The 13,253-nt window shown below is 38.1% G+C and carries 11 protein-coding genes; 7 read left to right on the top strand and 4 right to left on the bottom strand.

What is annotated here, in order from left to right:
- The first annotated feature begins 370 nt into the window (after positions 1-370).
- From EGS71_RS08565 to groL, 4 genes are all read left to right on the top strand, one after another.
- Positions 371-1,309 (top strand): diacylglycerol/lipid kinase family protein, encoded by a 939-nt coding sequence (locus EGS71_RS08565; protein ID WP_001247645.1) that lies wholly within the window; start codon positions 371-373, stop codon positions 1,307-1,309.
- Entirely contained in the window at positions 1,290-2,048 is a 759-nt protein-coding gene (locus EGS71_RS08560; protein ID WP_000924307.1) for a metallophosphoesterase family protein, read from the top strand. The genes EGS71_RS08565 and EGS71_RS08560 overlap by 20 nt, the downstream gene beginning before the upstream one ends.
- A 185-nt stretch (positions 2,049-2,233) precedes the next feature.
- The gene (locus EGS71_RS08555) at positions 2,234-2,524 is read left to right on the top strand and encodes a co-chaperone GroES (protein WP_000065579.1); all 291 of its coding nucleotides are present in this window, start codon (positions 2,234-2,236) and stop codon (positions 2,522-2,524) included.
- 58 nt (positions 2,525-2,582) lie between these two features.
- Complete coding sequence (gene groL / locus EGS71_RS08550) at positions 2,583-4,217, top strand: chaperonin GroEL (protein ID WP_001274623.1); 1,635 nt, start codon at positions 2,583-2,585, stop codon at positions 4,215-4,217.
- A gap of 175 nt (positions 4,218-4,392) precedes the next feature.
- Here the strand turns inward: groL and EGS71_RS08545 are convergent, their stop codons facing one another.
- A complete protein-coding gene (locus EGS71_RS08545) occupies positions 4,393-4,767 on the bottom strand; it encodes a diacylglycerol kinase (protein ID WP_000379022.1) in 375 nt (124 codons plus the stop codon).
- A gap of 106 nt (positions 4,768-4,873) precedes the next feature.
- Here EGS71_RS08545 and EGS71_RS08540 point away from each other — a divergent pair, with 106 nt between their 5' ends.
- Positions 4,874-5,836: an MBL fold metallo-hydrolase gene (locus EGS71_RS08540; protein ID WP_000732904.1), complete on the top strand. Its 963-nt coding sequence runs from the start codon at positions 4,874-4,876 to the stop codon at positions 5,834-5,836.
- Positions 5,837-5,879: 43 nt separating this feature from the next.
- Here EGS71_RS08540 and EGS71_RS08535 read toward each other — a convergent pair whose 3' ends face one another.
- Positions 5,880-7,022 (bottom strand): glycerophosphodiester phosphodiesterase, encoded by a 1,143-nt coding sequence (locus EGS71_RS08535; RefSeq protein WP_000488511.1) that lies wholly within the window; start codon positions 7,020-7,022, stop codon positions 5,880-5,882.
- Positions 7,023-7,285: 263 nt separating this feature from the next.
- Here EGS71_RS08535 and EGS71_RS08530 point away from each other — a divergent pair, with 263 nt between their 5' ends.
- Entirely contained in the window at positions 7,286-10,381 is a 3,096-nt protein-coding gene (locus EGS71_RS08530) for a multidrug efflux RND transporter permease subunit (RefSeq protein ID WP_000949247.1), read from the top strand.
- A 72-nt stretch (positions 10,382-10,453) separates the two neighbouring features.
- Positions 10,454-11,029, top strand: coding sequence for a DUF4112 domain-containing protein (locus EGS71_RS08525; RefSeq protein ID WP_001135452.1), 576 nt, complete (start codon positions 10,454-10,456; stop codon positions 11,027-11,029).
- Positions 11,030-11,079: 50 nt separating this feature from the next.
- Here EGS71_RS08525 and htpX read toward each other — a convergent pair whose 3' ends face one another.
- Positions 11,080-11,985 carry a protease HtpX gene (gene htpX / locus EGS71_RS08520; protein WP_000984535.1) on the bottom strand — a complete coding sequence of 302 codons (906 nt, stop codon included), beginning with the start codon at positions 11,983-11,985 and terminating at the stop codon, positions 11,080-11,082.
- A gap of 257 nt (positions 11,986-12,242) precedes the next feature.
- Positions 12,243-13,106 (bottom strand): lytic transglycosylase domain-containing protein, encoded by an 864-nt coding sequence (locus EGS71_RS08515; protein WP_000798650.1) that lies wholly within the window; start codon positions 13,104-13,106, stop codon positions 12,243-12,245.
- Positions 13,107-13,253: the final 147 nt, after the last annotated feature.

The raw sequence follows: 13,253 nt of genomic DNA, 5'->3' as shown, positions 1-13,253 counted from the left end.
GTACAACGTACAAGTCATTCATTGGGATACAATGAAAGATCAAATAAAAAAGTGGCTGTATTAAAGCATAAAATCATAAAAAAAATAAGACTAAAGACTAACTAGCAGATATTTGGAGTTTTCTTTATTTTTTAATGAAAATCATATGTTTATATGTTTTTATAAGGTTTTTGCTTTTATATTTTTATGTTATATGTATGTTATTTATCTAAATTATTTTGTTTAAAATCAATGAATTAGTCTTGAAAAATTTTTTTGAGAATTATTATTGATTATACAAATGAAGCTCATTCAAAATTTACATAAAGAGACTTTTAATAGGCGATTTTATATACAAAATAGAATAAAGAACTGACTTTACGATAATAAAATGCGGCCTTTGAAACCTCTTTCAATCATCTATAACGAAAAATCAGGATTTCATGCTTCAAAACATGAAGACGTCTATGAGCAGCTCATGACTGTATTTACAGAATATGGTTTTGAAATACAAGTATTTGAATTAAATGAAAATACATTATTTGATGATTTGATAAATAATGTTATTCATCGACATTCACAAAATGAAAATACAGGAGTGGTTGTTGCGGCAGGAGGAGATGGTACTTTAAATGCGGTTGCAACTAAACTTAAAAATACTTCTATTCCCATGGGAATTCTGCCTTTAGGGACTTTTAATTATGTTGCTAAAGTTTTAGAGATTCCGTTAGACCTTTTAGAGGCAGCAGAGGTTATTGCAACAGGTAAACCTAGGTCAGTACATGTAGCAGCTATTAATGATCATATTTATCTAAATAATGCCAGTTTAGGTTTATATCCTCTTTTTATCAAAAAACGCGAACTCTACAATAAATATTTAGGAAGACTGCCTTTACATGCCTATACCTCAGCTTTAGATGTTTTATTGAGAGAAAATAAATCAATGAAGCTTTCTATAACTGTAGATGGCAAGAAATATCCAGTTAAAGCGCCGCTTATTTTCTTTGGAAATAACCAATTGCAACTATGTGATATGAAGCTCAGAATTGCAGAATGTGCAGCACAGGGAAGAGTCGCTGGAGTTGTAATTACAAAAAGTGATAAGCTGAGTTTACTAAATATGCTTTGGCAATGGGTTCAAGGTAAAGTTGAAGATGCACAAGATGTATATAGTTTTTGTGCTGATCATGTCATTGTTGAATGTGCAAAGAAAACCAAACTCACAGTGGCCTTAGATGGAGAAATCATAGAGATGAAACCTCCTTTAAATTTCACTGTAGAAAAAAATGCTTTAAATATTATGGTGCCGAATGTTACTACATCTGTCTGATTTACACTTTGGGACAGAAAAAAAAGAGTGTTTAGAGGCAATAAGAGATTTTTGTATTCAGCAACAGCCTGAAGTGATTGTTGTGAGCGGCGATATTACTCAACGCGCCAAATATGAACAATTTTTTAAATGTCGACAGTATTTAGATAGCCTCAATATTCCTTATCTTGTGGTGCCTGGTAACCACGATATACCTTTGTATCATGTCTGGAACCGTTTTTTTTCTCCATTTACCCGTTATCGATATTTTTTTGGTGAATTAGAGCCGACTTTAGAAACTGAACATTTTTATATTGTTGGGGTGAATAGTATACGTCGTCGTTATCATACGCGTGGGCATATTTCGATTGAACAAATTCAAGCTACTTATGAGCGTTTAGACAGGGGACCTAAAAATAAAATAAAGCTAGTTGTTTTTCATCAACCCTTTTATACGCCGCCTGATAATAAGCATGGAATAAAAGATTGTCCGGTTCTAGGCAAAATCGCTTTAGAAAAGTGGAGTACAACTGGTCTATTTGGAATGTTACATGGGCATCTCCATAAAACAGCTATATATGATTTAACTCAGATTTATTCTTTAAAAATAGATCATCCTATTTTTGATATACATGCAGGTACAGCAACTTCTACTCGCTTATATCATCATAATCCAAATTGCTTTAATACAATTTCAAATGAAGGGAAAATTCAACATTATTGGTTTAATGAACAGTTGGCTGAATTCACTTCATATTGATTTGGTTTAGATGAGCTTAAATAATTGATTGTTTAAAAAATATTCAAAAAAGAGAAAAATTTTTCTTATTTCCCCTTGAAGCCATTTTTTTCATCCCCACAAAAGTGACATCTAAATATTTTGTTATTGCTCTGGATTAAAGCAATAACGATTAATCAAAAAGACTAAGTCTGATGGAGTTAATTATGAGCAACATTCGTCCATTACATGATCGCGTTGTGATTCGTCGCGTAGAAGAAGAAACCAAAACTGCTGGCGGTATTTTATTGCCAGGTTCTGCTGCTGAAAAACCATCTCAAGGTGAAGTAATTGCAGTAGGCAATGGTCAAATCACTGATAACGGCGTACGTGCTTTGGATGTTAAAGTTGGTGACAAGGTGTTATTTGGTACTTATGCAGGTACAACAGTTAAAGTAAATGGTGAAGAACTCTTAATCATGAAAGAGTCAGACATCTTAGCTGTATTAGAAGGCTAATCGATCCATAACTCAATTCATTATCAGATTCAGTATTTAAAAAGATTCGGAGTTTAATATGTCAGCTAAAGACGTAAAATTTGGTGATTCAGCTCGCTCAAAAATGATTGCAGGGGTAAACGTACTTGCAGATGCGGTTAAAGTGACTTTAGGTCCTAAAGGCCGTAATGTTGTGATCGACCGCTCTTTCGGCGCGCCGCACATCACTAAAGACGGTGTAACTGTTGCAAAAGAAATTTCATTAAAAGACAAGTTTGAAAACATGGGTGCTCAACTTGTTCGTGAAGTTTCAAGCAAAACTAACGACATCGCAGGTGACGGTACAACAACTGCAACTGTACTTGCTCAAGCAATTTTAAATGAAGGTATCAAATCAGTAACTGCTGGTATGAACCCAATGGATTTAAAACGCGGTATCGACATTGCAGTAAAAACTGTAGTTGAAAATATCCGTTCTATTGCTAAACCAGCTGATGATTTCAAAGCAATTGAACAAGTAGGTTCAATCTCTGCTAACTCTGATACTACTGTTGGTAAACTTATTGCTCAAGCAATGGAAAAAGTAGGTAAAGAAGGCGTAATCACTGTAGAAGAAGGCTCTGGCTTCGAAGACGCATTAGACGTTGTAGAAGGTATGCAGTTTGACCGTGGTTATATCTCTCCGTACTTTGCAAACAAACAAGATACTTTAACTGCTGAACTTGAAAATCCGTTCATCCTTCTTGTTGATAAAAAAATCAGCAACATTCGTGAATTGATTTCTGTTTTAGAAGCAGTTGCTAAAACTGGTAAACCACTTCTTATCATCGCTGAAGATGTTGAAGGTGAAGCGCTTGCAACTCTTGTTGTAAACAACATGCGCGGTATCATCAAAGTATGTGCTGTTAAAGCTCCTGGTTTCGGTGACCGTCGTAAAGCAATGCTTCAAGACATTGCGATCTTGACTGGCGCAACAGTTATTTCTGAAGAAGTTGGTATGTCTTTAGAACAAGCAACTCTTCAAGATTTAGGTACAGCGCACAAAATTACTGTTTCTAAAGAAAACACAGTTATTGTTGACGGTGCTGGTGATGCTGCTGCTATCGCTGAACGTGTTCAACAAATCCGTGCTCAAATCGAAGAATCTACTTCAGAATATGACCGTGAAAAATTACAAGAACGTGTTGCTAAGTTAGCAGGCGGTGTTGCTGTAATTAAAATCGGTGCAGCAACTGAAGTTGAAATGAAAGAGAAGAAAGACCGCGTAGACGACGCACTTCACGCAACTCGTGCAGCAGTTGAAGAAGGTGTTGTTGCTGGTGGTGGTGTTGCTCTTGTTCGCGCTGTAAATGCTCTTGAAGGTTTAAAAGGCGCTAACGAAGATCAAACAGCTGGTATCAACATTTTACGCCGTGCGATCGAAGCTCCACTTCGTCAAATCGTTGCGAATGCTGGTGATGAGCCATCTGTAGTTATCAACGCTGTTAAGAATGGTGAAGGTAACTTCGGTTACAACGCTGCAACTGGCGAATATGGTGATATGTTAGAAATGGGTATCCTTGACCCAGCTAAAGTAACTCGTTCTGCACTTGAGCACGCTGCTTCTGTTGCTGGCTTAATGTTAACTACAGAATGTATGATTACTGACATTCCTGAAGACAAACCAGCTGCTCCAGATATGGGCGGTATGGGTGGTATGGGCGGAATGATGTAATAACGCATCAACGCTTTAACCCAAAAAAATCCCTGCATTCGCAGGGATTTTTTTATTTTTCCAGTAATTTTAAGGATAAGTTAAGTTCAGAACCCTAAAATTAAAACAGGAACAGCAGCTAGAAGTTCCTCTTTTGTTACAACCATGCTTATCTATTTATAAGCATGGATTTTTTTTATCCAAATAAAATAATAAGCCAAGTGGCAACAATAATAGAAAGTGCAACAAACTGAGCGGCACTACCCATATCTTTTGCATTTTTGGAAAGTTGGTGTTTCTCGAGTGAAACTCGGTCAACCACTGCTTCAATGGCAGAGTTGAAGAGCTCAACAATGATGGCAAATAAACAGACAATGATCATCAGAGCATGTTCGCCGCGAGTTACATCCAGGAAAAAGCTGACAGGGATGAGTACAAGATTAATTAAAACAATTTGCCGAAATGCAGCTTCATTTTGATAAGCAGCTTTAAATCCTGAAATTGAATAACTGGTAGCGTTCAAGATGCGCTTTAGGCCACTTTTACCTTTATAGGGAGAATAACTATCCATTCACTTATATTTTTGACACTTTTCATGCATTATATAGTGCAGCCCTTAAAAAAATATTAAATCTTTTTTAAAGATTTTGACTTTATAACTCCATAGAGAAGAAGAGATGAAAAAACTATTTGTAGCCTTAGGACTTATCATGGGTAGCTTGCATATAAGCTATGCAGAACCAGCTTCAGCTCAACAAGTACCCGGATATTACCATCATCAATTTGGTAATTATCGGATAACTTCCTTGCTCGATGGCACTATTTATCTAGATCCTAAATTGTTTAAAAATTTAAGTCCGGCTGAAAAAACTAAAATTTTAACGAAATATGCTGCTGTAAATGAGAAGGGGATTCAGACTTCAGTAAATGCCTTTTTAGTTGATGATGGTAAAAGTTTGACGCTTGTTGACAGTGGAGCTGCGAGTTGTTTTGGTCCACAGTTAGGTTCAATTGCTAAAAATCTTGAATTAGCGGGCTATCAACTTGCCAATGTGAAAACTGTTTTATTGACCCACTTACATCCAGACCATGTGTGCGGTATTGTTCAAAATGGAAAAGCCGTATTTCCTAATGCAACGATCTATGCTCATGAACGTGAAGCAGATTATTGGTTAAATCCAGCAAATGAAAAAACTGTACCAGCGGATAAAAAAGAAAATTATTTAGGTACTGTTAAAAACGTAAAAGCTGCACTTGCACCTTATCAAGCAAAAAAAGCATTCAAAACCTTTAAAGATGGTGATGTTATTCAAGGTTTTGAAGTAATCAATACACAAGGGCACACACCGGGACATCATAGCTTCCGTTTGAAGAGTAAAGGGCAACAAATTGTCTTTGTTGGTGATATTGTCCACTCACATTCTTTACAGTTTGATGCTCCAAAAACTGGGGTAGATTTTGATGTAAATTCAGAGCAGGCAATTAATACTCGTTTAAAAATATTTGCTGAAATTTCAAATAAGCAACAATGGGTAGCTGCCCCGCATTTACCGTTCCCGGGAATTGGTCATGTGTATAAAGTGAATGCTGAGCAGTATCAGTGGATTCCTTTATATTTTAATAACAGTCTTGATAAATAAAAAAACAGGGCATTCATTGCCCTGTTTTTTTATGAAGATTGAGTTATTTTGCAGCTTTTTCAAAATTAGTGACAGCTTCACGACCGAGTGCTGGGTCATCTGTAAAGACGCCATCAACACCTGCCTTGAAATAGGCTTCAAACTCTTTTAACGCACCAGTTGGACAACGTTCAGCAGGTTTATCTGGGCTGCACTTTAACGGCGCTGGTAAGAAGTTGTTTTCTGGTCGGAAAGTATAAGGATGTACTTTTAAGCCAGCCGTATGTGCATCAGAAATAAACGTACTAGTTTTATATGAGCCATCATTATTAAAGGTCAGTATGTAACCTTTACTTGGTCCTACACCATTTGCATATTTGGCAACATCTTTTAACCCTTGTGCTGTGGCTAAATCAGCATAAGTTTTAGTGTCACCAGACTCTACGAAGTCTGCTGGTCGAGATGTTTTTGAGTCGTATAGCTGAATAATTTGTGCATGTTTAAGCGTCTTATGAAGGTCAAGCTCCCTTTTTAAATCTTTTAGATTCTGAACTTCAAAAGACTGTAAATAGACAGGTGCAATATCACGTGTATATTTATATTTGGCTAAGGTTTTTAGAAGAGTATCTTCCATTGCCAGATTTTGATTTTTAAAATAAGTCGGATGTTTCGTCTCAATATATAAGCCTATAATTTTCCCCGTCTTTTTATAGTTAGCTTCGGCAAGCTCAATGATTTGTTCTAGAGTTGGGACAGGGTAAAGGTCATTATACGCTGTGTTGGCTGGTCGAAACTCAGGAATACGTTCACGCGCTTTAAGTTGCTGCAATTCACTTAAAGTAAAGTCTTCCGTGAACCAACCGGTTAAGTCGACGCCATCAATATTTTTTGTTTTTTTACGGTCTGCAAACTGACTTAAAGTGCTTACATTGGTTGTTCCACCAATCTCATTTTCATGGCGGGCAACTAATACGCCATCTTTTGTAGAGACTAGATCAGGTTCAATGAAATCTGCGCCGTCATCAATCGCTTTTTGATATGAAGCTAAAGTATGTTCAGGACGTAAAGCGCTAGCGCCACGGTGTCCTACTACTAAAATTTTAGGAAGTTGATATTCTGGCGTGGTTGGCGTCGTTTCAGTTTTATCGTCATCATTACAACCAACCAAGCTAATTAAACTTAAGCATAAAAGTGCTTTTCTAAACATAATTCTACTCATATTGTTTTAGTTGAAACGACTCAAGTTTCTGGGCTTTGTTTGACATGATCATGAAGAATTCATGAATTTTAAGTGACACTCGTTAACTGGTTTTTTATTGGTTTGTTGGAAATATTCAATCACGCTTTGTTTTTGTCTTAATTACATTTATTGTTTAATTCTACTTGTCTTTTTTATACCGCTCGTTGATCATCACAAGGTCTCGAAGCGGCATTTACTTCTGTTAATTAACGACATCATACCGAGCAGCCATGCTATCTAAATTTTTTATTCAACGCCCCATTTTTGCCAATGTATTGGCGATCATTGTTATGGCTTTCGGTATTTTTTCGGTTATGAATTTGCCTGTAGAACGGTATCCAGACATTGCTCCACCTAAAATTACTGTGTCAGCCAACTATAGTGGTGCAGATGCACAAACGGTTGAGCAAAGTGTTACTCAAATTTTAGAACAGCAAATACAAGGGATTGATCACTTACTCTATTTTAGTTCATCAAGTGACTCATCTGGACGTAGTCGAATCACTATAAGTTTTGATAACGGAACAAATCCGGATACTGCTCAGGTCCAAGTACAAAATAGTATTAGTGGCGTAATACGTCGCTTACCGGATGAAGTTCAACGCCAAGGTGTTACGGTAAGTAAGTCACTGGGTGACACTTTTATGGTAATTGGCTTATATGACTCGACTGGTAAAACAGGAAACATTGAGCTATCGGACTATTTAACTACGCATGTGGTAGATAACCTGAACCGTATTGAAGGGGTGGGCGAAACTGATGTATTTGGTTCACAATATGCCATGCGTATCTGGTTAAATCCGGATAAATTAAAACAATATAATTTAATGCCAAGTGATGTAGCGAATGCAATCACCGCACAAAATACTCAGGTCGCCGCAGGGGCAATTGGTGACTTACCCGTAATTGACGGTCAATATTTAAATACAAAAGTCACAGCAGGTTCTCGCTTAAAAACAGTTGAGGATTTTAAAAATATTGTCGTGAAGTCGAATAAAACGGCGAGTTATGTGTATTTAAAAGATATTGCCAGAGTTGAGCTAGGTGCAGAAAACTATCAGTCTTTTAACACTATTAATGGCTATCCTGCCGCAGGTTTGGGTATTTCTTTATCTTCGGGTGCAAATGCAATTCAGACCTCTAAGCTCATCCACCAAACTCTAGATCAGCTTACAACGAAACTACCAGCGGGTTATAAAATCGTTTATCCACGAGATAATACGCCCTTTGTTCAAGAGTCAATTAAGGAAGTAGTAAAGACTCTGGTAGAGGCGATTATTCTGGTTATTTTGGTCATGTTCCTGTTCTTACAAAGCTGGCGTGCTACGCTCATTCCGAGTATTACCGTTCCAGTTGTGATTTTAGGAACTTTCGCTGTCTTATATGTGCTTGGTTTTAGTATTAACACCTTAACGTTATTTGCGCTGGTACTCGCGATTGGTTTGCTGGTCGATGATGCGATCGTAGTCGTGGAAAACGTTGAGCGGCTCATGCATGAACAGCACTTATCTCCTAAAGAAGCTGCTATTGAGTCGATGGGGGAAATTAGTGGTGCCTTAGTCGGAATTACATTGGTTTTAACTGCTGTTTTTATTCCAATGTCCTTTTTAGGCGGTTCAATTGGCGTGATTTACCGTCAGTTTTCTATTACTTTAGTTGCCGCTATGGCGTTGTCGCTTATTGTTGCGCTCATTTTAACACCGGCTTTATGTGCATTAATTTTAAAACCAAACCCTCAACCTCAGCGTTGGGCCGTATGGTTTAACCAAAAGATTGAGCAACTTAAAAATCAATATATCAAGCTTGTTCAGACGAGTATTCATTACAGTAAATCAGTTATTGTGATTTTTGTGGCTTTAATTGCCGTTTTTACGCTGTTCTATAACGGTTTAAAAAGCGGTTTTATTCCTAAAGAAGACCAAGGAATTTTAAGTGTTCAAATTAAGCTCGTAGACAGCGCACCAATTTCTCAAAGCCAGAAAATTGGTGAGCAAGTCCGCCAATATTTCTTAACTCAAGAAGATAAAAATGTAGATTTGGTTTTAATCCGCTATGGACGAAATTATTCGGGCACAGGACAAAACTTGGCGCAAGGGTTTATTGCTCTAAAACCGTGGGATGTCCGAACAGGAAAAGAAAACTCGGCTGAGGCTATACAAAAGCGTGCCATGAAATACTTTAGCCATTTTAATAATGCACAGATTAATGTGACTTTACCTGCCTCAGTTAATGGCTTAGGTCAAACAGATGGTCTGGATTTATGGATTCAGGATTTGAATGGGCAAGGGCAAGATTTTCTAGATAGTACCTTCCGCCAATTGCAGGCTCAAAGTAAAAATTATTCAACTTTCGAAAACTTTGATAAGCAGTCAACCAATAGTAAGGCAAATCTTAATATTAAGATTGACCAGAAACAGGCACTAGCAAATGGACTACAGCTATCGGCAATTAATAACACTTTATCTAGCGCATGGGGCGGAACTTATGTAAATGACTTTATTGATCGGGGCCGTATTAAACGTGTCATGATTCAAGGTGATGCCGAGTTTAGATCTAAACCGGAAGATTTATATAACTGGTCTGTACGTAATGACCAAAATGAAATGGTTCCCTTTAGTTCATTTGCCAACTTTAGCTGGGGCGGGGCGCCGGAAATTGTAAAACGCTATATGGGATATAGTGCTTTACAACTACAAGCAGATGTTGCGAGTGGCAGCAGTTCTGGCCAAGCGATGAAAGATGTAGAACAACTTGTTAACCAACAAAAAGATATTGGTTTAGCGTGGACAGGTTTATCTTTTGAAGAACAGAAGTCGACTAATCAGGCCGTGTGGTTATATTTAATTTCGGCTGGATTTATTTTCTTATGTTTAGCTGCTTTATATGAAAGCTTAAGTATTCCCGCCGCCGTAATGACATCTATTCCGCTTGGTGTAGGAGGAAGTGTGATTTTCTCTTATATTTTTGGTTTGCCAAATGACGTGTATTTCCAAATTGCGCTATTAACGACTATTGGTTTGTCATGTAAAAACGCCATTTTAATTGTTGAGTTCGCGGCCTTAGCGCAAGAAAAAGGTAAGAATGCCATTCAGGCAGCCTTAGAAGGTGCGAGCTTACGATTAAGACCGATTCTAATGACCTCTTTAGCCTTTGGTGCAGGCGTAATTCCACTTGTGTTTGCTCAAGGTGCTGGTGCGGTTAGTCGTCAAGAGATTGGTATTAGTATTTTAGGTGGCGTGATGTTTGGTACTGTGCTGGTTCTGTTTTTTATTCCGGTCATGTACGTATTATTACGTTCACTGTTTAAATCGAAAGCTTCAACCTAAAAGTAAACAATTTAAAAACGGGCATCAAATCAAGTATATTAAGATTAACTTTTCTTCTTATATTTGATTTTGATGCCTCAAGAAAAAAAATTAACACAGCAGCAGGTTATCGCACTAGAACGGGATCTTGCCAAGTTCGCAACCATGATGGATAGTGCGGTCCGTATTCCTTTTACAAAGCAGGGTATTGGCGCTGATGCTGCCTTAAGTACTATTCCAATTGCCGGTGATGTCGCTGGGTTCGCACTGACGTGTTATGCCATTTATAAGGCTAAACAAATAGGTGTGCCTCAGCATAAGCTCACTCCAGTGATTAAACTTGCTGTAGTCGATGCCGTAGTCGGTTTTGTTCCAGTTGCAGGGACTATTTTCGATATTTTTATACGTCCCAGTCGAAAAGCATTAGATGTGGTGCATACGCATATACTTGAAGAATATGCGATTCAGAGTGATATTCATGTCATTCATCCGTATTTACATGAAAAGCTCGAAAAGAAGCAACAACAGTCGGCATTCTGGCGTAACCCTGTTGTGAGTTGGTTATGGTTGCACATACCCGATTTATTAGGTGCGTTTGTACTGCTATTAATTGGCTTAGCTGTGTGGTGGGGTGCAAGTTACCTTTGGGGACTTTATCAAACCATGTAATCAAAAAAATAAAGCCTCCATTTGGAGGCTTTATTTTTAAATTAAATGTTTTATGGGCAATCTAATTGGTGTAGAGCTGCCACACGTTGTTCAATTGTAGGGTGAGTTTGGAACAATGCAGCTAAACTAAAGCCTTGTTCTTTACCTTCCGCAATTGCGAACGCTTTCATTTCTTTTGGCATTTGGTCAGGTAACTCTGTTTCAGCTTGCAAACGTAATAAAGCAGAAATCATCGCTTGTTTACCAGCTAAACGCGCACCGGCTTCATCTGCACGGTATTCACGGTAACGAGAGAACCACATCACAATGGCAGAGGCAAGAATACCAAACACGATATCTAGAACCATTGTAATGATGAAATAACCCATACCTGGGGCTTCATTGTCTTGACGACCAAAGACATTACGGTCAATAAAGTCACCTACTACACGAGCAAAGAACATAACGAAGGCGTTTACAACACCTTGAATGAGTGCGAGTGTAACCATGTCACCATTTGCAACGTGGCCGATCTCGTGCGCGAGTACAGCACGTAGCTCATCTTTGTTCATACGCTCAAGTAGACCGCTTGAAACGGCAACTAAGGCATCATTTTTATTCCAGCCTGTTGCAAAGGCATTAGACTGATATGAAGGGAAGATACCAACTTCTGGCATATTAATACCAGCACGTTGAGAAAGTTCAGCGACTGTTTGCAATAACCAGCTTTCAGCTTGGTTACGAGGAGCATTTGGGTCAATCAGTTCTGTACCAGTAGTTTTCTTAGCCATCCATTTGGACATGAATAGAGAGACTAAAGAGCCCACCATACCGAACACAAAACAGATGACTAAAAGGTTGCCTAGATTTAAGCCACCCGCGCCATGGTAACTACCGACACCGAAGAGTGACAAAATAATGCCAGCTACAACCAGTACCGCGAGGTTGGTAAGCAAAAACAAACCAATCCGCATCATTGAGAAAATCCTCTTATAAATAAAATATTATCTGATTTATAAATTATAAATCACTCAGCTAATATGCGGCGCTTAGGGGAAAAATTCAAGAAAAAAATAAGGAATCAATACATTCTTTGCGATCGAAGAATGTATTTAAATTAAACAAGTTATTAGAAGGCCCCTCTGAACACGACAGTGGGGGTAATAGATCATTACAATTTTTTGACAATAGAACCCGCTAAATAAATAACCGTAAGGTATGAGGCCTTTTAAGCTTACTCAATCCGGATATGTGCAATAGCAGTTGCATTATTGGTGACATAAGTTCCCGTAGGTGCGTCTGTATATGTACCATCTGGCAATGTCACGATTTGGCGCGAGGAAGAATACTTTATAGGCTGAGCAGAGACTTGCGTCGAAGTACTGTGCGGTATGGCTGGCTGGTTTATCGCTTGGGCAGAAATACTCGAATTGCTAAAAGAAGAAAGGCCTACACCAGAAGAATATAAGTTTTGGTAGCGGCTAGTGACTCGGCGAACATAATCTTGGGTTTCACGGAATGGCGGAATACCGCCATATTTATCGACGTTTCCTTCTCCTGCATTATAAGCGGCAAGGGCCATTTGCGTATTACCGTTAAAACGTTTGAGCAACCAACTTAAATATTTAGCACCAGCGAAGATATTTTGCTGAGGATCATAAGCGTTAGATACGTTAAAACGACGAGCAGTAGCCGGCATAAGCTGCATTAAACCTTGGGCGCCAACCGGAGAGCGGGCATTTACGTTAAAGCCAGACTCGGTATGCATAACGGCTTTGATTAATCCTTCCGAAACGCCGTGCTGTTGTGCTGCCTGCTTAATAATATGGTCAAAAGCATTTTTGTTTTTGCTATAGCTTGGTAGAACCGAAGCCTCTGAAGTCCCCCAGTTGCTATAACTATGAATATTACTATCCGGGTAGTAGGTGACTTTTACTTTTTTGAGTGAATGGTCATAACTTTTACGGTTAGTCAGTAAAGTACTGCCGTTTTTGTCTTGGTAAATGTACATCTGACCTGCTGAAGTCGGCGTTATACCTACCGAAAAAGTGGTCATCCCCAGTAAACAAGAAAAAAGATATTGAACCGAATTTTTCATTTTATGTTATTCACAATTTTAGGGTCTCAAAACTTGTCAAAGAGTTTATCAAAAAATATTACTTAAAGAAGTTTTGTGTAATTTTTTTTATTTTGACTCTTTGAAAAAATCAAGCAGTTTTGCTCGAATGATCATCAAAAAAAATTA

This window comes from Acinetobacter sp. FDAARGOS_559, from assembly GCF_003940475.1.
In the GTDB taxonomy this organism is placed as follows: Bacteria; Pseudomonadota; Gammaproteobacteria; order Pseudomonadales; family Moraxellaceae; genus Acinetobacter; species Acinetobacter baumannii.
Note: the sequence above shows the minus strand (reverse complement) of the source record. Positions and strands in the feature narration are given on the sequence as shown.

Bases quoted from the DNA above. Each gene is read 5' to 3' on its own strand.
- groL (WP_001274623.1), top strand. From the start codon at position 2,583: ATGTCAGCTAAAGACGTAAAATTTGGTGATTCAGCTCGCTCAAAAATG.
- EGS71_RS08545 (WP_000379022.1), bottom strand. From the start codon at position 4,767: ATGGATAGTTATTCTCCCTATAAAGGTAAAAGTGGCCTAAAGCGCATC.
- htpX (WP_000984535.1), bottom strand. From the start codon at position 11,985: ATGATGCGGATTGGTTTGTTTTTGCTTACCAACCTCGCGGTACTGGTT.
- EGS71_RS08530 (WP_000949247.1), top strand. From the start codon at position 7,286: ATGCTATCTAAATTTTTTATTCAACGCCCCATTTTTGCCAATGTATTG.
- EGS71_RS08565 (WP_001247645.1), top strand. From the start codon at position 371: ATGCGGCCTTTGAAACCTCTTTCAATCATCTATAACGAAAAATCAGGA.
- EGS71_RS08535 (WP_000488511.1), bottom strand. From the start codon at position 7,022: ATGTTTAGAAAAGCACTTTTATGCTTAAGTTTAATTAGCTTGGTTGGT.
- EGS71_RS08525 (WP_001135452.1), top strand. From the start codon at position 10,454: ATGCCTCAAGAAAAAAAATTAACACAGCAGCAGGTTATCGCACTAGAA.
- EGS71_RS08515 (WP_000798650.1), bottom strand. From the start codon at position 13,106: ATGAAAAATTCGGTTCAATATCTTTTTTCTTGTTTACTGGGGATGACC.
- EGS71_RS08540 (WP_000732904.1), top strand. From the start codon at position 4,874: ATGAAAAAACTATTTGTAGCCTTAGGACTTATCATGGGTAGCTTGCAT.
- EGS71_RS08560 (WP_000924307.1), top strand. From the start codon at position 1,290: ATGTTACTACATCTGTCTGATTTACACTTTGGGACAGAAAAAAAAGAG.
- EGS71_RS08555 (WP_000065579.1), top strand. From the start codon at position 2,234: ATGAGCAACATTCGTCCATTACATGATCGCGTTGTGATTCGTCGCGTA.